Genomic DNA, 19,106 nt, shown 5'->3' on the forward strand with positions numbered 1-19,106 from the left:
TCGCGCGCGAAACTGAACGAATTTGAGGAATAGAAAAAATGGCAGCTAAAGACGTAAAATTCGGTAACGACGCTCGTGTAAAAATGCTGCGCGGCGTGAACGTACTGGCAGATGCAGTGAAAGTGACCCTGGGCCCGAAAGGCCGTAACGTGGTTCTGGATAAATCTTTCGGTGCACCGACCATCACCAAAGATGGTGTTTCCGTAGCGCGTGAAATCGAGCTGGAAGACAAGTTCGAAAACATGGGTGCGCAGATGGTGAAAGAAGTTGCCTCTAAAGCGAACGACGCTGCAGGCGACGGTACCACCACCGCAACCGTACTGGCTCAGGCTATCATCGCAGAAGGCCTGAAAGCCGTTGCTGCTGGCATGAACCCGATGGATCTGAAACGCGGTATCGACAAAGCTGTCGTGGCTGCCGTTGAAGAACTGAAAACGCTCTCCGTACCGTGCTCCGACTCTAAAGCTATTGCTCAGGTTGGTACCATCTCCGCTAACTCCGATGAAACCGTAGGTAAACTGATCGCGGAAGCGATGGACAAAGTCGGTAAAGAAGGCGTTATCACCGTTGAAGACGGTACCGGTCTGGAAGACGAACTGGACGTCGTTGAAGGTATGCAGTTCGACCGCGGCTACCTCTCCCCGTATTTCATCAACAAGCCGGAAACTGGCGCTGTTGAACTGGAAAGCCCGTTCATCCTGCTGGCTGACAAAAAAGTCTCCAACATCCGCGAAATGCTGCCGGTTCTGGAAGCCGTTGCGAAAGCAGGCAAGCCGCTGGTTATCATCGCTGAAGATGTTGAAGGCGAAGCGCTGGCAACTCTGGTGGTCAACACCATGCGCGGTATCGTGAAAGTCGCTGCTGTTAAAGCACCGGGCTTCGGCGACCGTCGTAAAGCTATGCTGCAGGACATCGCTACCCTGACTGGCGGTACCGTTATCTCAGAAGAGATCGGTATGGAGCTGGAAAAAGCGACTCTGGAAGACCTGGGTCAGGCAAAACGCGTTGTGATCAACAAAGACACCACCACCATCATCGATGGCGTGGGTGAAGAAGGCGCAATTCAGGGCCGCGTTGCTCAGATCCGTAAGCAGATCGAAGAAGCGACTTCCGACTACGACCGTGAAAAACTGCAGGAGCGCGTAGCGAAACTGGCTGGCGGCGTTGCGGTAATCAAAGTCGGTGCAGCTACCGAAGTTGAAATGAAAGAGAAAAAAGCGCGCGTTGACGATGCTCTGCACGCAACCCGTGCTGCGGTAGAAGAAGGTGTTGTTGCTGGTGGTGGTGTTGCGCTGGTTCGCGTTGCCGCTAAACTGGCTGGCCTGACCGCTCAGAACGAAGATCAGAACGTCGGTATCAAAGTTGCGCTGCGCGCAATGGAAGCTCCGCTGCGTCAGATCGTGTCAAACGCCGGCGAAGAGCCGTCTGTTGTTGCTAACAACGTGAAAGCGGGTGAAGGCAACTACGGTTATAACGCGGCAACTGAAGAATACGGCAACATGATCGACTTCGGTATCCTGGACCCGACTAAAGTGACTCGTTCTGCTCTGCAGTACGCTGCATCCGTTGCTGGTCTGATGATCACCACCGAGTGCATGGTGACCGACCTGCCGAAAAGCGACGCAGCCGATTTAGGCGCTGCTGGCGGCATGGGTGGCATGGGCGGTATGGGCGGCATGATGTAATCGTGCGCTATACCCCTTAGAAACAAAGAAACCCCCGGGCAGAAATGCTCGGGGGTTTTTCTTTTTCTCATCTTTTTAGTATAAGGTGTACATCCGGGCCAGCGCGTCCAGCTCATTGATCATGGGGAATAACATGCAGGTAAGATATTTAGCAGGGATTGTCGGCGCAGCATTATTGTTAGCGGGTTGCAGTTCCAGCAACGAACTGAGCTCAGGCGGACAGAGCGTACGCTTTGTTGAAGATAAGCCGGGTGCGGATTGCCAGCTGTTGGGGACCGCGACGGGCAAGCAGAGCAACTGGCTGTCCGGGCAGAACGGTGATGAAGGCGGCTCCATGCGTGGTGCAGCTAACGCGCTGCGCAACCAGGCTGCGGCGATGGGCGGCAACGTGATTTATGGCGTGAGCAGCCCGACGCAGAACCTGCTGTCGAGCTTTGTGCCAACCGATAGCGAAATGAACGGCCAGGTCTATAAGTGCCCGAACTGATGTGATTCCGGGCCTCTTCCGACGAGGGTAAGAGAGGCTCGGGCGATCTCCGCGCGTTCAGTCAGGCTGTGAATCGGAGGTCTGCCAGCTTTTCCCCGGCAGACCTTTTCACGAATGTTGTTTTAAGCCCAAATCCAGCGGCGTCTTACTTGGCTCACCGCCGATTTCCCGTGCCAGTCTTGGTACCATATAACCTGAAACCAACGTCAGCAGTTCGCGCATAATGGCCCGGGCCTCTTCATCTTCGACCATAAAATGGGCCGCGCCCTGGACTTTATCCAGCACGTGCAGGTAATAAGGCATGACGCCAGCATCGAACAGGGCATTGCTCAGAGCGGCCAGCGTGTGTGCATTGTCGTTGACGCCGCGCAGCAGAACGCTTTGATTCAACAGCGTGACACCGGCTTGACGCAAGCGCGCCATCGCAGCGCGGAAATCGGCATCAATTTCATTGGCGTGGTTAATATGATTGACCAGCAGCACCTGCAGCGATGAGCTGGCAAAGCGTGCGGCCAGCGCATCGGTAATCCGCGCCGGGATGACGACAGGCAGGCGGCTGTGAATGCGCAGACGCTTAATATGCGGGATAGCTTCCAGCTGGGTGAGCAGCCAGTCCAGCTCATGATCTTTCGCCATCAGCGGGTCGCCGCCGGAAAAAATAATTTCATCGAGCTGCGGATGCGCGGCAATGTACTCCAGCGCCGCCTGCCAGTTACGCTTATTGCCTTGATTTTCGGCATAAGGGAAGTGTCTGCGGAAGCAATAGCGGCAATTTACCGCGCAGCCGCCCTTGACCAGCAGCAGCGCCCGGTTGCGGTATTTATGCAGCAGACCGGGTACCACGCTGTGCTGTTCTTCCAGCGGATCGGTGGAAAAACCCGGTGCTGAAATAAACTCATCTTGCGAGGTAAGTACCTGACGAAGCAGGGGATCGTTGGGATTCCCCTGCTCCATACGGGCGATAAATGCCCGCGGCACGCGCAGGGCGAAGAGGCGTTTTGCCTCGCGTCCCGCCAGCAAGTTCGCGTCAGCGTCTACATTTAAAAGATGCAGCAGTTCATCGGGACTGGTCACAACATCTGCAAGTTGCGTTAACCAATCTTCTCTGGATGGGGTATTTAGGGTTACAATATGCGCCATTTTGTGGCTTAGCTACCAATTAACAAATTTAGAGGGCCTTATGGCGACTTACTATAGCAACGATTTTCGTGCCGGTCTTAAAATCATGATGGACGGCGAACCTTATGCCGTTGAAGCCAGTGAATTCGTAAAACCAGGCAAAGGCCAGGCTTTTGCCCGCGTTAAGCTGCGCCGTCTGCTGACCGGGACTCGCGTAGAGAAAACCTTCAAATCTACCGATTCCGCCGAAGGCGCAGACGTTGTTGATATGAACCTGACCTACCTGTACAACGACGGTGAGTTCTATCACTTCATGAACAACTCCACTTTCGAGCAGCTGGCTGCCGATGCGAAAGCCGTAGGCGATAACGCAAAATGGCTGCTGGATCAGGCTGAGTGCATCGTGACCCTGTGGAACGGCCAGCCTATCTCCGTCACCCCGCCGAACTTCGTTGAGCTGGAAATCGTGGAAACCGATCCAGGCCTGAAAGGCGATACCGCAGGTACCGGCGGTAAACCGGCGACGCTGTCTACTGGCGCAGTGGTTAAAGTTCCGCTGTTCGTTCAGATTGGCGAAGTCATCAAAGTGGATACCCGCTCTGGCGAATACGTATCCCGCGTGAAGTAATTCATGCCATAGAGGGTTGGCGCAGCAGCGTGCTGCGCCTGCTATAGCCGTTAAGGAAATAGCCGTTAGGGAAACCGCAGGTCATTAACCGCAGGCAGGGAAGATGAACAACGCGATAAAACTTCTGCTGGTGCTCTCTCTGAGCGCAACGTTGCTTACCGGATGCAATACCGCCCGCGGCGTTGGCGAAGACATCCAGGGGCTGGGGCATGCGATTTCGCGTGCGGTCAGCTAAGCGCCTTTTTGGCCGATCTTTTGCTTTGATCACCGCTTCGCTGTACCGTTTCGCTTACACCTTCCGCTAATTCTCTCCTTTTCTCTTAAAAAACGCTGAGATTCCGCCATCCTGGGTCAGGTTGTCTATGCTTATAGGGCACGATAACTAAAACTGGTAATAAGGATGACATTATGGTGAAAAAAGCAATTGCAGCGTTCTTTACGGTTTTGGCCCTCTCTTCTGTGCTGACCGCATGTAATACAACACGTGGTGTGGGTCAGGATATTTCAGAAGGCGGCAGTGCCATTTCTGGGGCTGCGACAAAAGCTCAGCAATAGACCCTGACGGTACGGTGACTGGCCGTACCGTTCTTTCCATCGTCCCTGCTGCTGGTTATAATCTCCGTGCTTTCATCCACACCTTACGGGACGACCTGTAAGCGTATCGCATTCGGGGACGGCCCCATCAAGGGGGTTTTGTGTCCTGGTTTATCTTGTTTATCGCCGGTCTGCTGGAAGTGGTCTGGGCGGTTGGTCTGAAATACACCCACGGTTTTAGTCGCCTGGTGCCAAGCGTGATCACGATTGTGGCTATGGTACTTAGCATGGCGCTGCTGTCATGGGCGATGAAAACGCTGCCTGTCGGCACCGCCTATGCGGTGTGGACGGGAATTGGCGCAGTAGGCGCGGCGATCACCGGGATCGTCCTGCTGGGCGAGTCCGCCAGCGCCATGCGTATTGCCAGCCTGGCGTGTATCGTTGTCGGTATTATCGGGCTGAAAATCAGCGCGCACTGACTAATAGCGCTGGTTAACCCAGATAAGTTTGCTGACGTCGAAGCCCTGTCGGGTGGCGATGTCCAGCATCTGCTGTTTCACTTCCGGTGAGACTTTCGGCGAGCGGGCCAGTAGCCAGAGATAATCGCGGTCTGGCCCGCAGACCAGCGCGTAGCGATAATCTTTATCCAGGGCGATCACGTTGTAGCCGCCGTAGAAAGGGCCGAAAAAGGAGACTTTCAGCGCTGCTCGGGTAGGCTGGCCGGTGAAGTAGGCCACGCCATCGGTTTTCTGCCACATGCCCCGGTCGGGGTTATAGCCTTTGTTTACCACATCTAGTCCGCCATCATCGCGCAGGCTGTAGGTGGCGGTCACTTTTTCAAGACCACTTTCAAACTGATGGTCGAAGCGGGCTATTTCATACCAGGTGCCGAGATAGCGCTGGGTATCAAATGGACTGACCACCGTTACGCCTGGTGGCGGCGTTGGCGTGCTACAGGCAACAAGCAGAAACGAGGCGGCAACAACCGCAATAACAGGCAGCACACGCATAGCATTTTCCTTGCTGGCTTTTTAGCTAAGTGTAGATTCTGTCTGGAGAAAAGTGGGGATATTTTCTGCAAAAGAGAGCCCGATAACAGAATGCTACCGGGCTTCAGGGAGGTTAAATGAATAACACGCCAATCAGCGTCACAACGGTCAGGATCGCGGCCAGGCCGTAGAAGACCCACTTACCATTCGGAACGTGAATTTTCAGGTCGTGCATGGCGTGATGGATGCGGTGTAGCCCGCACCACAGCGGCAGGACGATCATCAGGAAGATAAAGGCGCGGCCCACAAAGCTCTGGGCAAAGCCCAGCACGCGTTCGTAGCTGAATGCATCGCCTGGCGCCAGGCCTAGCGGCAGCAGAATACCGACCAGTAGCACCATGACCGGAGCGACAATCGCGCCCCACATGCCACCTGCGCCAAACAGCCCCCAGAATACCGGTTCATCGGAACGTTTCGGGTTGGGATTGATCATTTCAGCCTCCTTACCAGAACAGGGCAACAAACAGGATCACCACGGTCACCAGCGCGGTCACCACCCAAAGCCCTTTAATCACCGGCTCTGGCCCCATTTTTTCACCCTTAATAATGATATTGGCGGCTTTCGGCGCCAGCTCAAACCAGGTTTTTGTGTGCAGCAGGGCGGCACACAGGGTGATAAGGTTCAGGACCACCACCACCGGGTTTTGCAGGAAGCCCACATAGCCAGCCCAGCTTTCTGCGCCATGCTTCAGGGCAAACAGACCGTAAATCAGCACGATACTGAACCATACCGTTGGCACTGCGGTTCCTTCACGCACCATATAGAAGCGATAAAACGGCAGTTTTTTCCACCAGGTGGACGTCATCGGCCGCACGTAGGGTTTGCGTTTAGTCGTCATCATGCACTCCTTAGCGTGGTTTCAGGGTCGCGATAAGAAAGTCTTTCGAGCTTTCTACCTTGCCCTGCTGAATGGCGGCTGCCGGATCGACATGCTTCGGACAGACTTCCGAGCAATAGCCCACGAAGGTACAGGTCCAGACGCCGTTCTGACCGTTAAGCTGCGCCATGCGCTCCTTCTTGCCGTGGTCGCGACTGTCTTCGTTGTAGCGATGGGCGAGGGTGATGGCCGCCGGGCCGATAAACTCCGGATTAAGACCAAACTGCGGGCAGGCGGCGTAGCACAGGCCGCAGTTGATACAGCCGGAGAACTGATGGTATTTGGCCATTTGCGCCGGAGTTTGCTTGTTTGGCCCCTGATCCGGTGTGCGCGGGTTGCCAATAATATAGGGCTTAATGGCCTCCAGGCTCTCGATAAAGTGGGTCATATCGACCACCAGATCGCGCTCAATCGGGAAGTTGGCCAGCGCCTCAACCTTAATGCCCTTGGTGTATTCGCGCAGGAAAGTTTTACAGGCCAGTTTCGGCACTTTATTGACCATCATCCCACAGGAACCGCAGATCGCCATGCGGCAGGACCAGCGATAGCTGAGGTCCGGCGCAAGGTTATCTTTGATGTAACCCAGCGCGTCGAGCAGCGAGGTTTGCTCATCATAAGGCACTTCATAGAACGCGCTGTGCGGTGCGGCGTCCACTTCCGGGTTGTAGCGCACCACTTCAATTTTGAGGTTCTTCATCTCAGCCATTTGCCGTCTCCTTCTTCTCGGCTGCTTCCGCTTCTGCGCCATATACGCGTTTCGCCGGCGGCAGAGTGGTGATTTTCACCTCGCCGTACTCCAGGCGTGTGGTGCCATCTGCATCGCGGAAAGCCAGCGTATGTTTGAGGAAATTGACATCATCACGTTCGGTGCAGCCTTCATCCAGGCGCTGGTGCGCGCCGCGTGACTCTTTACGTGCAATAGCGGAGTGCGCCATACATTCGGCAACGTTCAGGCCATGGCCCAGTTCGATGGTGTAGAGCAGGTCGGTGTTGAAGACGCTGGAGTTGTCGGTAATGCGCACGCGCTTAAAGCGCTCCTGCAACTCCGCCAGCTTATCGATGGTTTTCTGCATCAGTTCCGGCGTGCGATAGATACCGCAGCCTTCTTCCATCGACAGCCCCATTTCATCGCGAATTTTCGCCCAGTTCTCGTTACCTTCCTGATTAACGAGATCTTTCAGCCGTTTTTCTACATCGGCGGCCTGCGCGTCCAGCGCCGCAACGTTCATTTCACCGGCTTGTGCGGCGCGCTTCATCGCTTGTTCACCGGCGAGGCGGCCAAATACCACCAGCTCTGCCAGCGAGTTGGAGCCGAGGCGGTTGGCGCCATGCAGGCCGACGGAAGAACATTCGCCAACCGCGAACAGGCCTTTAATCCGCGTTTCACACTGCTGGTCGGTTTCAATGCCGCCCATCGTGTAGTGGGCGGTCGGACGGACCGGAATCGGCTCTTTCACCGGGTCAACGCCGACATAGGCTTTGGCCAGCTCGCAGATAAACGGCAGGCGTTCAAGCAGCTTTTTCTCACCGAGATGCCGCAGGTCGAGATAGACCACGTCGCCGCGCGGCGTCGGGATGGTGTTACCTTTACGCCATTCGTGCCAGAAGGCCTGGGAGACTTTGTCGCGCGGACCGAGCTCCATATATTTGTTTTTAGGCTCACCCAGCGGCGTTTCCGGACCCATGCCGTAATCCTGCAGATAGCGGTAGCCATTTTTGTTAACCAGAATACCGCCTTCACCGCGACAGCCTTCCGTCATCAGAATACCGGAGCCGGGCAGGCCGGTTGGGTGATACTGAACAAACTCCATATCGCGCAGCGGTACGCCGTGGCTCAGCGCCATGCCCATCCCGTCGCCGGTAACGATGCCGCCGTTGGTGTTGTAGCGATAAACACGTCCCGCGCCGCCGGTCGCCATAACCACCGCATTTGCGCGGATTTGGACCAGCGAACCTTCCATCATATTCATCGCCACCAGGCCACGGGCCTGACCATCGTCGACCAGAATGTCGAGGACGAAGTGTTCATCGAAGCGTTGGATTTGGGGGAACTGGAGGGAGGTCTGGAACAGGGTATGCAGCATATGGAAGCCGGTCTTATCGGCGGCAAACCACGTACGTTCGATTTTCATCCCCCCGAAGCGGCGCACGTTGACGCTACCGTCCGGACGGCGGCTCCATGGACATCCCCACTGCTCAAGCTGGGTCATTTCCGTGGGGCAGTGGTGGACAAAGTAATCGACGACATCCTGCTCGCAGAGCCAGTCGCCACCGGCGACGGTGTCGTGAAAATGGTACTCAAAGCTGTCATGATCCTGTGCAACGGCAGCAGAACCTCCCTCGGCCGCAACGGTATGGCTGCGCATGGGATAGACTTTTGAAATCAGTGCGATTTTGGCATGTGGATTTGCCTGCGCCGCGGCAATAGCGGCGCGAAGACCAGCTCCGCCAGCGCCAATAACAGCAAGATCGGCTTGAAAAGTTTGCACGACATTCCTCCAGTTTTTGTATATTTCGCCGCCGGACTGGCGAAAAAGTATCACTGCTCCTTTATAGGTAAAGGAGTATAGCCGTAGGGTTGATGGGGAAAATTGATGTGTTCGATTTTTTTGTCAATATGTGCGCCGGTTTATCAGTTCTGGTGATGAATTCTCTTCGGCAACACCTTTCCCGTCGGTCACAGGGGGGCCGGTTCGCACAAAATTTGTTTCACCCGACGGTTACGAGTAGACTTCGTGCCCTTGTATGAAATCGGAGAAAGTAACATGAGCGAGACGGCAACCTGGCAGCCGAGCGCGTCCATTCCAAACCTGTTGAAACGCGCGGCGATAATGGCGGAAATTCGCCGTTTCTTTAGCGATCGCGGCGTGCTGGAGGTGGAGACGCCTTGCATGAGTCAGGCAACCGTGACGGATATTCACATGTTTCCGTTCCAGACCCGTTTCGTCGGCCCTGGCTATTCGCAGGGGATGGATCTCTATCTGATGACCAGCCCGGAATACCATATGAAGCGCCTGCTGGCCGCGGGCTGTGGCCCGGTGTTCCAGCTGTGTCGTAGCTTCCGCAATGAAGAGATGGGGCGTCACCACAATCCGGAATTCACGATGCTGGAGTGGTATCGTCCGTGCTATGACATGTATCGGCTGATTAACGAAGTCGATGACTTGCTTCAGCAGGTGCTGGAGTGCCAGCCGGCGGAAAGCCTCTCGTATCAGCAGGCGTTCCTGCGTCATCTTGAGCTTGATCCGCTGTCGGCCGATAAGACGCAGCTGCGTGAAGCGGCGGCGAAGCTCGATCTGAGCAACATTGCCGATACGGAAGAAGACCGGGATACCTTGCTGCAGCTGCTGTTTACCATGGGCGTCGAGCCGCATATTGGTAAAGATCGCCCGACCTTTGTCTATCACTTCCCGGCCAGTCAGGCGTCTCTGGCGCAAATCAGCACCGAAGATCACCGCGTGGCGGAGCGCTTTGAGGTCTATTACAAGGGTATTGAGCTGGCGAATGGTTTCCACGAGCTGACCGACGCGCGTGAACAGCAGCAGCGTTTCGAGCAGGATAACCGCAAACGAGCGGCTCGCGGCCTGCCGCAGCAGCCTATCGATCGGAATCTGCTTGATGCGCTGGCCGCCGGACTGCCGGACTGTTCCGGCGTGGCGCTGGGGGTCGATCGCGTGGTGATGCTGGCGCTGGGCGCCGAAAGCATCGGCGAAGTGATTGCCTTTACCGTCGATCGCGCCTGATTTGCCCGGCCGCTTCCCTTACCGAACGGGCTAAGGGAAGCGTGGTGATGGGGGAACGGATATCGCGCCGTACCGGCGCGATGGGTCTTACAGACTCCCCGCCGTGCGGCTGGATTTCCCGGCCGACGTCAGCGCCCGACTGCTTTTTCTGCCATCAATGCTTTCCAGACGCATCTGGAACGGCGGGAACGGCATATCGATACCGTGTTCGCGGTAGCCGGCCAGAATTAGCTGGTGGAGTTCGTGACGCAGCGGCATGCGATGCCCCATTTCGGCGGCGTAGATACGCAGCTCGAAAATCTGAATCCCCTGCTGCAGGTCGACGAGGAACGCTTCCGGTGCCGGCGTATCGATTACCAGCGAACAGCGGTGGGCGGCGGCGATCAGGATCTGCGTGACCTCTTCGGTGTTGGCATCCGCCGGTGCCGGGATGGTTAACACCACGCGAGTGACCGAGTCAGAGAGCGACCAGTTGATAAACTGCTCGGTGATGAAGGCCTTGTTAGGCACGATAATCTCTTTACGGTCCCAGTCGCTGATGGTGGTTGCGCGGGTATTGATGCGGGTGACGCTGCCGGTCAGATCGCGGATCGTGACCGTATCGCCAATACGTATCGGCTTTTCAAACAGGATGATCAGGCCGGAGATAAAGTTGGCGAAGATCTCCTGGAGACCAAAGCCCAGCCCCACGCCGAGGGCGGCGACCAGCCACTGCAGCTTGGCCCATTCAATCCCAATCATCGAGAAGCCCATCAGGCCGCCAATCAGCATCAGCAGATATTTGGTGATGGTGGTGATGGCATACCCCGTCCCCGGGGTGAGATCGAGGTGCTGCAGAATCGCCAGCTCCAGCAGCGCCGGTAAGTTTCGCACCAGCTGGGTGGTGATAATCAGCACCAGAATGGCAATCAGCACGGCGCCGAGGGTAATCGGCTCCAGACTTTCAACGCCCTGCACCGTCGAGGTGACATCCCACAACGAGATATTTTCGAGGAAGCCGAAGGCAGAGTGAATTTCTGACCACAGGACGATGACCGAGACCAGCGCGATCAGCATCAGCAGCGAACGGACCAGGCGCAGGGACTGCGTACTGATCGCATCGAGATCGATTTCACTCACTTCGTTCTCTGCGGAACCCTCAGGACTGCTGGAGTGGGCGACGTCATCTTCCCCGCGAGCACGCTGAGCGAGAATTTCCGCCCGTCGATGTTTCGCGCGGTCGAAGGCCAGCCGGCGGCGCTGGATCAGCATCCAGCGGCGAATGATGTGGTAGACCACCAGCAGCAGGAACCAGATAGCAACGGAGGTTTCCAGCCTTGCCAGCAGCGCCTGGGCGGTGGCCAGATAGCCGATCGCCGCCGCCAGCATGGCGATTAACGGCGCGCCGAGCAGCAGGTTCCACAGCATGCGGTTAACCATATTATCGCCGTTCCCGGCTTTATCGAGATAAAGCGGGATCCCGGCGTGCTTCAGGCTCAGGGTGACCAGCGCCAGCGCCCCGCAAATCAGCAGGAAGCAGAGGCGGCCGAGCGAAGCGGAAAACTCCCGGTCGTTAAGATTATCAAACATGATCAGCGCGATAATCAGCGGCACGATCAGGCCGATGCTCATCAGGTAGTAGCGCATGGCTTTGCTGACGCGACTGCGCGGCCAGCCGAAATGCGCGATAAACAGGCCGTTCGGACGTGCAAAGGTGGCGCAAACCATCACCACCCACAGCAGCGGTACCGTGGCAGTGACGCTTTCGCCGATCGCCACCGCCAGCGGGAAGGGCCATGCCGATTGCAGACCGTAGCCCAGCGTCATCCACAGTACGGGGAGGGGAGAGGCCACCAGAATCGACCAGAACACCGTGCGCAGCGTGAGCCAGAAATGATCCTGCGTGACTTTGCCGACGCGGGCGCTGGAGCGTTCGAGGAAACGGGTAAAGTGGCGGCGCGAGCTGATGCTGAAGCCCACCAGGATCAGCGCGCCAAACAGCGGTAGCAGCGTCTCCTTGCTGGTTAACATCATGGCGCTGGCTTTGCCAAGCTGGCTGACGGTATCGAGAGAGACCAGGCGGCGCAGGTCGTGGACGATTTCCAGCGGCCACGAAAAACCGATCGGGCTGACGTCTGACGTCCAGAACAGATAGCGGTGCGTTGCTTCATTGATCTCTTTCAGCGCATCTTCCAGCTGACCGTTGGAGACTTTCAGCTTGGTCAGCTCCAGAATCAGCGTATCGCCGCCCTGGAGCAGCGAATTAAGCAACTCAGTCTGCGTGCGCAGCTGCGCTTCCAGAATGCGGCTTTGTTCGCTGGTGAGCGGCTCGCCGTCCGCCTGGCGAATCAGACGCAGCTGCGGCTGGCTGCTGAGCAGATCCTCATAATGCAGACGCTGCACCCGTAGCTGCGCCATCTCGGTATCCAGCTGCTGCGGCTTCGGCGTTTCCGGCAGACGGGCTACCTGGGCACGCAGGGCTTCGCCCAGCAGGTTGGAGGATCCCAGCCATTGCGACTGTTCGCGCAGGGTATTCAGCGCCTGGCGCACCTGCAGCGTCTGGTTGGCCGCCTGACGCTGCTGCGAGGCCACCAGATCCATACGCTGGGCCTGCTGGTTCAGCGCCTGTGACAGCTCACGGTTGACTTTAAACTGGGCCACGAGCTCCGGCGGCAGGTTTTCACTGTTCTCTGCCAGCAGCTCGGTGCTTTCCAGCGCTTTCTCCGCTTCACGTTGACGCTGGCTGTTGAGCTGATTACGCAGCGCCTGCAGATAGCCGTCGAGCAGCTTGCCCTGTTTCTGCGCCAGATCGCCGCGCATCCGCGACAGCTCCTGACGATTGTTCGCCGAGAGCTGGGCCAGATCCAGTTCGTTCACCAGCGCTTTCAGGCGCGCAGATTCCGCCTGCAGACCAAGATTCTGTGCCTGCGCCAGCGGCGTATTGCTGGTTTGCGTGCCGACGCGGCGCTCAACTTCATTGAGCTGGCGACGCGCGTCGCTCTGCTGCTGCGGAAGCTGGTTAAGCGAGTCGGCGATATCGCGGGCGCGTTCCTGCTCCTGCTGGGCCTGGCGACTGGCTTCGAGCAGCTGACTGCTGACCTGCAGGATTTCCTGGTTCAGCGCATCCGTGGAGAGGTTGGTTGCGACCTGGCGCGGCTCATCGGGCAGATTGCCGATCTGCGAACGCAGCGTCTGGAAAAGTTTGGGGAAATTATCGATAACCTGCTGGTACTGGCGCGCGCGCTCAAGGGAGGCGCTGCGTTCCTCGAGCGCGTTCAGTGCAGATTGTAAGGCTTCAACGGTACCAGGCTGAGCGGGTTTTGCCGCCTTCGCCTGTTCCAGTTCCTGAGCGATCTGTTTCGCATCGGGGGCTGTCGCTGCGTACGCCCCCAGACTGAGGCTCCAGGCCAGCAGGAAAATATATATCAGGCGCACGGCATAACCCTTTTTTGTCAGGAATTAACCTTCGTCTTGCGTCGCGTCGCTCAGTGGGCTGACGCCATCTGCGGTCGCGGACATCGTCTCTACGGCAGTCGCCAGCGGCTGGCCGAGTCGGGTGGCGGAGAGGCTTTGCAGCTGTTCAACCAGCTTTACTTTACCCGGAGCAAACAGGTTGATTACCGTAGAACCGAGCTTAAAGCGGCCCATCTCCTGGCCCTTCAGCAGCGCGACGGAACCTTCGCTGTCGCCCGCCGGCCAGGTCCAGCGTTTGATAACGCCTTCCCGTGGCGGGGTCACCGTACCGGACCAGACGGTTTCAATGCTGCCAACAATCGTGGCCCCCACCAGAATTTGCACCATCGGGCCAAATTCAGTATCAAACAGGCAGATAACGCGCTCGTTACGGGCAAACAGATTCGGAACGTTCTGTGCGGTCAGGTGGTTAACGGAGAACAGATCCCCCGGGACGTAGATCATTTCACGCAGGATACCGTTGCACGGCATGTGTACACGGTGATAGTCACGCGGCGACAGGTAGGTGGTGGCGAAGGTGCCGTTGCGGAACAGATCGGCCATCTGGTAGTTCCCTGCCAGCAGCGCTTCCAGCGTGTAGTTGTGGCCTTTGGCCTGCAAAATTTTGTCGTCTTCGATGGCGCCCAGCTGGCTGATTACGCCATCGGCAGGCATGACCAGCACGTTAGGGTCGGTATTCAGCGGACGGGCGTCTTCGCGCAGCGGGCGCACGAAGAAATCGTTAAAGGTGCGGTAGCTGGCGGTATCAGGCTTTTGCGCCTCTTTCATATCGACCTTGTAGCATTTCACGAACAGATCGATGACCAGCTTTGTCAGCCAACCCGCTCGTTTGCTCGCACCCCAGCCTGCGAGGCGGGTGAGCCACAGTTTAGGCAGAATGTATTGCAGTGAAAGTTTAAGATCGTTTAACAAGGTAGCCTCCAGGCCATGATTTGTCGTTCCTGACCCCGTCAACGTGCGGGGTCCTGAAAAAAGGGGACGATTCTAACGATGCTCAGCTTAAATGTCAGTCATCGGATGATGAAAAGCTTTTACGCGTTTTTACCTGTACCTGAGTCATGCTTTCCAGAATGCGGTGATAGTTTGCAAAACGGCTCTCGGCGATGTGGCCATTTTCTACCGCTTCACGAATGGCGCAGCCCGGATCGGTATCGTGCTTGCAGTCGCGATATTTACAACGGCCTAAATAATCATGGAATTCGACAAAGCCGTGGGTAATTTGTTCCGCCTCCAGGTGCCACAGACCGAATTCGCGAACGCCGGGGGAGTCAATGACATCGCCGCCGTGCGGGAAGTGATAGAGGCGCGCGGCGGTGGTGGTGTGCTGGCCAAGTCCCGAGTTGTCAGACACGTCATTGGTCAGGATCTGATCCTCATGCAGACCCAGCAGCGCATTCAGCAGGCTGGATTTCCCTACCCCGGACTGCCCGGCAAAGATACTGATACGGTCAGTGAGCGCTTCCTCAAGCGGCTTGAGGCCATCCTGAGTACGGCTGGAAACCATCAGCACGCGATAGCCGATGCCGCGGTAGATATCCATCTGCTCGTTCACGAAGGCCATGCCGTCGGCATCCAGCAGATCGGTCTTATTGAGCACAATCAGCGGTTCAACGTCCAGCGTCTCGCAGGCGACCAGATAGCGGTCGATAATGTTCAGAGACAGTTCGGGCAGGATCGCGGAAACAATGACGATTTGATCGATATTGGCGGCGATGGGTTTGACGCCATCGTAAAAGTCTGGACGGGTCAGGACGGAGGTGCGGTCATGTACCGCTTCGACGATCCCTTTCACATTGACGCCGTCGGCGGCATCTTTACCTGGTCTCCAGACGACGCGATCGCCGGTAACCAGCGAACGGATTGTGCGGCGAATGTTGCAGCGGTGAACGCTACCGTCGGCGGATTCGACATCGGCATGCATGCCAAAGCGGCTGATGACGATCCCTTCAGAGGTTTCACCAAACAGGTTGTCATCGTAATCGGCCTTCTCCGAAGTCGTTTTCAGGCGGCGCTGGTGGTTGGCCTTCACGCGGCGCTGTTGGCCTTTGGAGAGTTTATTTTTACTCAATCGGACTGGCTCCTGGTCGCCCTAAGTGGGCAAAACCTCTATGATACACGCTATCTAAGATGAATATCGACCCGTCATCTTGCAAGATGCTGGTACGTTGCTTTGCCTGCATCCTGAAGCTTTACGGGCCAGAATTGTAAAATTATGGGTGGAAAATAGCATGAGTGCAGATGAAAACAACCTGATTTGGATCGATCTCGAAATGACCGGGCTGGATCCTGAGCGCGATCGCATTATTGAAATCGCCACTCTGGTGACCGATGCGCACCTGAATATTCTGGCGGAAGGGCCGACGATTGCGGTTCACCAGTCCGATGCGCAGCTGGCGCTGATGGATGAGTGGAACGTGCGCACCCATACCGGGAGCGGGCTGGTCGAACGCGTTAAGGCCAGCACCCTGGGCGATCGCGAAGCGGAACTGGCCACCCTCGAATTTCTTAAACAGTGGGTGCCGGCGGGCAAATCACCGATCTGCGGCAACAGCATTGGTCAGGATCGCCGTTTCCTGTTCAAATATATGCCTGAGCTGGAAGCTTATTTCCACTACCGCTACCTCGACGTCAGCACGCTGAAAGAGCTGGCGCGCCGCTGGAAGCCGGAAATCCTTGATGGTTTTAAAAAGCAGGGTACCCATCAGGCGATGGATGATATTCGCGAGTCGGTAGCGGAACTGGCTTACTATCGCGAGAACTTTATCAAGCTGTAATGCCGGCGCCGGGGTCAGCTGGCCCCGGCGTTGCTATCTTATTTAAACCACTTCTGTTCCATCGCCTGGAAGTCAGGCGACGCCTTAACCACCTCCAGCGCGGCATTCATGGCATTGAGCAGCTCCGGATCGTCTTTACGTAGCGCAATGGCATATTGCTTGCCGTAATATTTCGGGTCGGTCGCTCGCTCATCCATCATGGCGTAGTCAGGATTCTCCTGCAGCCACGGGTCGAGGGTTGTCTGGTCGCCCATCACGGCATTCACGTTCCCCTCTTTCAGCGCGGCCAGAGCGCTGGCGTCATTGTCATACTCGATGACGTTGACCCCTTTTTGTTTATCGTGCAAATAACGCTGGTGGACGGTGCCTTTAACGACGCCGAGCTTCTTGCCCTTCAGATCGGCGAAGCGGTGGGCGGCCCCTTTTGTCGTCACCACCACGCCGGAGAGCGTTTGACGATAGGGCTGGGTAAAGGCAACCTGCTTTTCGCGCATGGGAATGACTTCAATACCGGCAATGATGGCATCGAATTTTTTAAAGCGCAGCGCGGGAATCAGCGTATTGAAGTCCTGAGGGGTAAATTTGCATTCGGCCTGCATCTGTTTGCACAGCGCTTTGGCCAGATCGATATCAAACCCCGAGGGCTGGTTTTTCGCATTCACGGTTTCAAAGGGCGGATTGGCCGTCGTGGTGCCGAAATGCAGCGTCGTCGCAGATGCTGTCCCTGCAGCAAGCAGCGTGGTCAGCAGCAGGACGGAAAGCGCTCTTGTCATCTGAATTTCCCTGTTTGTCATGGTTGTTGACCGTTAGCGGGTATCGCGACCCGGAAATCTGAGCGATTTTGCGCCTTTAGCACGGTTGGAAAAAGTTATTTTGCCTTGTCCGATGCTTATTTGTACAATTTGGCGGTGTGCCTGGCGATAAAATGTCCATTCAGACAAAAAACACAAAAAAGTGTTCGCAGGGGGGTTGCAGGTAAATCGAATTCTCGTATAATGCGCCTCCCGTGACGAAGCAGAAATGCACATCACGGCGCCATAGAAATATGGCAAGAAGTACGCGGGAATAGCTCAGTTGGTAGAGCACGACCTTGCCAAGGTCGGGGTCGCGAGTTCGAGTCTCGTTTCCCGCTCCAAAATTTGAAAGCACCATACCCAAGCGGGAATAGCTCAGTTGGTAGAGCACGACCTTGCCAAGGTCGGGGTCGCGAGTTCGAGTCTCGTTTCCCGCTCCAAAATTTGAAAGTCACCATACCCAAGCGGGAATAGCTCAGTTGGTAGAGCACGACCTTGCCAAGGTCGGGGTCGCGAGTTCGAGTCTCGTTTCCCGCTCCAAAATTTCTTCTCATCTCCGGTTTATCCACAGTGCAAAATCGCACCGGGGATGCTTTCCGCCGTCGCAAGAAAAATACTGTAAACAGAGTTATCCACAGGTTAAACGCTCGCCGCCTGACGTCGAAAAACTTCACTTCTTGAATGATATCTCTCTATCTATCTGATATTTAATAAATAAATTTCATTTCAAAGTGTTAATCCGATCACTTGACGAACGTCTGCGTGTTGAAACGCAATGTATTTTTGTTTTTATTCACAGCCTGTGAATGAATCAGGCATCCCTCGGTAACCCTTTCTCAATCACCCGGACCAGACGCTGTTTCTTCGGCAACTGCACTTCAATGACGTTGGCATTACGTTTCTCAATTTGTTGCGCGACCGCCCACTCAATGTGTTCATCGAGTAGTGGGTGCTCACCTCGGCGACTTTCCAGTGCCATCAGATGCGCTTCATCCCAGGGCGCATTGCCCAATGCAACGGCAATATTCCGTAGCCAGCGCAGATGGCCAATCCGGCGAATGGCAGAACCCTCTGTCACCTTCAGAAAATGCGCTTCGCTCCAGGCAAACAGTTCTATCAGCGGCGGCGCATGCAGCGCTTTGCGAGGGCTGAAATCCGTTTCGTCCGTTAACTGCGAGAAGCGGTTCCACGGGCAAATCAGCTGGCAGTCATCGCAGCCGTAGATGCGGTTGCCGATAAGCGGGCGAAACGCCTCGGGAATGGCGCCTTCCAGCTCAATGGTCAGATAAGAGATACAGCGACGGGCATCCACGGTATAGGGTTCGACGATCGCGCCGGTGGGGCAGATAGTCATGCAGGCCACGCAACGGCCGCACTCTTCCGTCACCGGGCTGTCGATAGGGAGCGGAATATCAACGAGCAGTTCGCCGAGAAAAAAGAACGATCCGGCATCGCGGTTGAGAATAAGCGAGTGCTTGCCGGTCCAGCCAAGCCCGGCTTTTTCCGCCAAAGGGCGCTCCAGAATGGGCGCAGAATCGACAAACGGTCTAAAATTGAGCGAAGCACACTGTTCCTGAATCATCTCTCCGAGTTTTTTCAGGCGGTTACGCAATAGCTTATGATAATCACGCCCGAGGGCGTAGCGGCTGACGTAACCCAGCGAGGGATCTTTCAGGGTGCGGGCAAAAGCGGCGTTGGCGGGAAGATAGTTCATCCGCACGCTGATCACGCGTAACGTACCGGGCTGAAGCTCATGGGGACGGGCGCGCATCATTCCGTGACGCGCCATCCATTCCATCTCGCCGTGGTATTGTTTATCCAGCCATGCCTGCAGTTTAGGTTCGCTGGCGCTGAGATCGGTATCGGTAATCCCGACCTGCTGGAACCCCAGTTCAGTGCCCCACTGCTTGATTTGCTGCGCTAACTTATTGAGATCGAGGGGCTGAGACATGATGGACCATA

At 56.3% G+C, this 19,106-nt stretch carries 19 protein-coding genes and 3 tRNA genes; 11 read left to right on the top strand and 11 right to left on the bottom strand.

Annotated features, from left to right (window positions below; genetic code table 11):
• Positions 1 to 38: 38 nt before the first annotated feature.
• Both groL and ROR01S_RS10540 read left to right on the top strand, forming a co-directional pair.
• On the top strand, positions 39 to 1,685 hold the full coding sequence (groL, locus tag ROR01S_RS10535) for a chaperonin GroEL (protein ID WP_004856960.1): 1,647 nt from the start codon (positions 39 to 41) through the stop codon (positions 1,683 to 1,685).
• A 133-nt stretch (positions 1,686 to 1,818) separates the two neighbouring features.
• A complete protein-coding gene (locus tag ROR01S_RS10540) occupies positions 1,819 to 2,172 on the top strand; it encodes a DUF4156 domain-containing protein (protein ID WP_004856962.1) in 354 nt (117 codons plus the stop codon).
• 108 nt (positions 2,173 to 2,280) lie between these two features.
• Here ROR01S_RS10540 and epmB read toward each other — a convergent pair whose 3' ends face one another.
• The gene (gene epmB, locus ROR01S_RS10545; RefSeq protein WP_064359452.1) at positions 2,281 to 3,312 is read right to left on the bottom strand and encodes an EF-P beta-lysylation protein EpmB; all 1,032 of its coding nucleotides are present in this window, start codon (positions 3,310 to 3,312) and stop codon (positions 2,281 to 2,283) included.
• A 40-nt stretch (positions 3,313 to 3,352) separates the two neighbouring features.
• Between epmB and efp the strand changes: the two genes are divergently transcribed.
• From efp to sugE, 4 genes are all read left to right on the top strand, one after another.
• Positions 3,353 to 3,919 carry an elongation factor P gene (gene efp / locus ROR01S_RS10550; RefSeq protein WP_004856970.1) on the top strand — a complete coding sequence of 189 codons (567 nt, stop codon included), beginning with the start codon at positions 3,353 to 3,355 and terminating at the stop codon, positions 3,917 to 3,919.
• Positions 3,920 to 4,022: 103 nt separating this feature from the next.
• Positions 4,023 to 4,154, top strand: a complete 132-nt coding sequence (locus ROR01S_RS10555) for an entericidin A/B family lipoprotein (RefSeq protein ID WP_004856972.1) — start codon at positions 4,023 to 4,025, stop codon at positions 4,152 to 4,154.
• 173 nt (positions 4,155 to 4,327) lie between these two features.
• A complete protein-coding gene (ecnB, locus tag ROR01S_RS10560; RefSeq protein ID WP_004097935.1) occupies positions 4,328 to 4,474 on the top strand; it encodes a lipoprotein toxin entericidin B in 147 nt (48 codons plus the stop codon).
• A gap of 140 nt (positions 4,475 to 4,614) precedes the next feature.
• The gene (gene sugE / locus ROR01S_RS10565) at positions 4,615 to 4,932 is read left to right on the top strand and encodes a quaternary ammonium compound efflux SMR transporter SugE (protein ID WP_004856976.1); all 318 of its coding nucleotides are present in this window, start codon (positions 4,615 to 4,617) and stop codon (positions 4,930 to 4,932) included.
• Here the strand turns inward: sugE and ROR01S_RS10570 are convergent, their stop codons facing one another.
• The 5 genes from ROR01S_RS10570 to frdA all read right to left on the bottom strand — a co-directional run bounded on the left by ROR01S_RS10570 (position 4,933) and on the right by frdA (position 8,869).
• Positions 4,933 to 5,463, bottom strand: coding sequence for a lipocalin family protein (locus ROR01S_RS10570; RefSeq protein ID WP_004856979.1), 531 nt, complete (start codon positions 5,461 to 5,463; stop codon positions 4,933 to 4,935). It abuts the gene before it with no gap.
• A gap of 112 nt (positions 5,464 to 5,575) precedes the next feature.
• Complete coding sequence (gene frdD, locus ROR01S_RS10575; protein ID WP_004856982.1) at positions 5,576 to 5,935, bottom strand: fumarate reductase subunit FrdD; 360 nt, start codon at positions 5,933 to 5,935, stop codon at positions 5,576 to 5,578.
• Positions 5,936 to 5,945: 10 nt separating this feature from the next.
• A complete protein-coding gene (frdC, locus tag ROR01S_RS10580) occupies positions 5,946 to 6,341 on the bottom strand; it encodes a fumarate reductase subunit FrdC (RefSeq protein WP_004856985.1) in 396 nt (131 codons plus the stop codon).
• A gap of 10 nt (positions 6,342 to 6,351) precedes the next feature.
• Positions 6,352 to 7,086, bottom strand: a complete 735-nt coding sequence (gene frdB, locus ROR01S_RS10585) for a fumarate reductase iron-sulfur protein (protein WP_004856988.1) — start codon at positions 7,084 to 7,086, stop codon at positions 6,352 to 6,354.
• A complete protein-coding gene (gene frdA / locus ROR01S_RS10590; RefSeq protein WP_004856991.1) occupies positions 7,079 to 8,869 on the bottom strand; it encodes a fumarate reductase (quinol) flavoprotein subunit in 1,791 nt (596 codons plus the stop codon). The genes frdB and frdA overlap by 8 nt, the downstream gene beginning before the upstream one ends.
• A gap of 276 nt (positions 8,870 to 9,145) precedes the next feature.
• Here frdA and epmA point away from each other — a divergent pair, with 276 nt between their 5' ends.
• Positions 9,146 to 10,123 (top strand): elongation factor P--(R)-beta-lysine ligase, encoded by a 978-nt coding sequence (gene epmA, locus ROR01S_RS10595; protein ID WP_004856995.1) that lies wholly within the window; start codon positions 9,146 to 9,148, stop codon positions 10,121 to 10,123.
• Positions 10,124 to 10,210: 87 nt separating this feature from the next.
• Here epmA and mscM read toward each other — a convergent pair whose 3' ends face one another.
• From mscM to rsgA, 3 genes are all read right to left on the bottom strand, one after another.
• A complete protein-coding gene (mscM, locus tag ROR01S_RS10600) occupies positions 10,211 to 13,537 on the bottom strand; it encodes a miniconductance mechanosensitive channel MscM (protein WP_015585332.1) in 3,327 nt (1,108 codons plus the stop codon).
• A 24-nt stretch (positions 13,538 to 13,561) separates the two neighbouring features.
• The gene (asd, locus tag ROR01S_RS10605; RefSeq protein ID WP_015585331.1) at positions 13,562 to 14,488 is read right to left on the bottom strand and encodes an archaetidylserine decarboxylase; all 927 of its coding nucleotides are present in this window, start codon (positions 14,486 to 14,488) and stop codon (positions 13,562 to 13,564) included.
• Between the two features lie 94 nt (positions 14,489 to 14,582).
• Positions 14,583 to 15,644 carry a small ribosomal subunit biogenesis GTPase RsgA gene (gene rsgA, locus ROR01S_RS10610; RefSeq protein WP_004857004.1) on the bottom strand — a complete coding sequence of 354 codons (1,062 nt, stop codon included), beginning with the start codon at positions 15,642 to 15,644 and terminating at the stop codon, positions 14,583 to 14,585.
• 160 nt (positions 15,645 to 15,804) lie between these two features.
• Here rsgA and orn point away from each other — a divergent pair, with 160 nt between their 5' ends.
• Positions 15,805 to 16,350, top strand: a complete 546-nt coding sequence (gene orn, locus ROR01S_RS10615) for an oligoribonuclease (RefSeq protein WP_004857009.1) — start codon at positions 15,805 to 15,807, stop codon at positions 16,348 to 16,350.
• A gap of 38 nt (positions 16,351 to 16,388) precedes the next feature.
• Here the strand turns inward: orn and ROR01S_RS10620 are convergent, their stop codons facing one another.
• Complete coding sequence (locus ROR01S_RS10620; protein WP_004857012.1) at positions 16,389 to 17,123, bottom strand: arginine ABC transporter substrate-binding protein; 735 nt, start codon at positions 17,121 to 17,123, stop codon at positions 16,389 to 16,391.
• 286 nt (positions 17,124 to 17,409) lie between these two features.
• Between ROR01S_RS10620 and ROR01S_RS10625 the strand changes: the two genes are divergently transcribed.
• The 3 genes from ROR01S_RS10625 to ROR01S_RS10635 all read left to right on the top strand — a co-directional run bounded on the left by ROR01S_RS10625 (position 17,410) and on the right by ROR01S_RS10635 (position 17,684).
• Positions 17,410 to 17,485: transfer RNA gene (locus ROR01S_RS10625), tRNA-Gly, on the top strand.
• A 23-nt stretch (positions 17,486 to 17,508) separates the two neighbouring features.
• Positions 17,509 to 17,584, top strand: a tRNA-Gly gene (locus tag ROR01S_RS10630).
• Positions 17,585 to 17,608: 24 nt separating this feature from the next.
• Positions 17,609 to 17,684: transfer RNA gene (locus ROR01S_RS10635), tRNA-Gly, on the top strand.
• Between the two features lie 271 nt (positions 17,685 to 17,955).
• Here the strand turns inward: ROR01S_RS10635 and queG are convergent.
• Positions 17,956 to 19,095, bottom strand: a complete 1,140-nt coding sequence (queG, locus tag ROR01S_RS10640) for a tRNA epoxyqueuosine(34) reductase QueG (RefSeq protein ID WP_064359453.1) — start codon at positions 19,093 to 19,095, stop codon at positions 17,956 to 17,958.
• Between the last annotated feature and the right edge of the window lie 11 nt (positions 19,096 to 19,106).

This window comes from Klebsiella ornithinolytica NBRC 105727 = ATCC 31898 (assembly GCF_001598295.1).
In the GTDB taxonomy this organism is placed as follows: Bacteria; Pseudomonadota; Gammaproteobacteria; order Enterobacterales; family Enterobacteriaceae; genus Klebsiella; species Klebsiella ornithinolytica.

Coding starts and splice junctions, on each gene's coding strand:
- groL (WP_004856960.1), top strand. CDS start 39: ATGGCAGCTAAAGACGTAAAATTCGGTAACGACGCTCGTGTAAAAATG.
- ROR01S_RS10540 (WP_004856962.1), top strand. CDS start 1,819: ATGCAGGTAAGATATTTAGCAGGGATTGTCGGCGCAGCATTATTGTTA.
- epmB (WP_064359452.1), bottom strand. CDS start 3,312: ATGGCGCATATTGTAACCCTAAATACCCCATCCAGAGAAGATTGGTTA.
- efp (WP_004856970.1), top strand. CDS start 3,353: ATGGCGACTTACTATAGCAACGATTTTCGTGCCGGTCTTAAAATCATG.
- ROR01S_RS10555 (WP_004856972.1), top strand. CDS start 4,023: ATGAACAACGCGATAAAACTTCTGCTGGTGCTCTCTCTGAGCGCAACG.
- ecnB (WP_004097935.1), top strand. CDS start 4,328: ATGGTGAAAAAAGCAATTGCAGCGTTCTTTACGGTTTTGGCCCTCTCT.
- ROR01S_RS10570 (WP_004856979.1), bottom strand. CDS start 5,463: ATGCGTGTGCTGCCTGTTATTGCGGTTGTTGCCGCCTCGTTTCTGCTT.
- frdD (WP_004856982.1), bottom strand. CDS start 5,935: ATGATCAATCCCAACCCGAAACGTTCCGATGAACCGGTATTCTGGGGG.
- frdC (WP_004856985.1), bottom strand. CDS start 6,341: ATGACGACTAAACGCAAACCCTACGTGCGGCCGATGACGTCCACCTGG.
- frdB (WP_004856988.1), bottom strand. CDS start 7,086: ATGGCTGAGATGAAGAACCTCAAAATTGAAGTGGTGCGCTACAACCCG.
- epmA (WP_004856995.1), top strand. CDS start 9,146: ATGAGCGAGACGGCAACCTGGCAGCCGAGCGCGTCCATTCCAAACCTG.
- orn (WP_004857009.1), top strand. CDS start 15,805: ATGAGTGCAGATGAAAACAACCTGATTTGGATCGATCTCGAAATGACC.
- ROR01S_RS10620 (WP_004857012.1), bottom strand. CDS start 17,123: ATGACAAGAGCGCTTTCCGTCCTGCTGCTGACCACGCTGCTTGCTGCA.
- queG (WP_064359453.1), bottom strand. CDS start 19,095: ATGTCTCAGCCCCTCGATCTCAATAAGTTAGCGCAGCAAATCAAGCAG.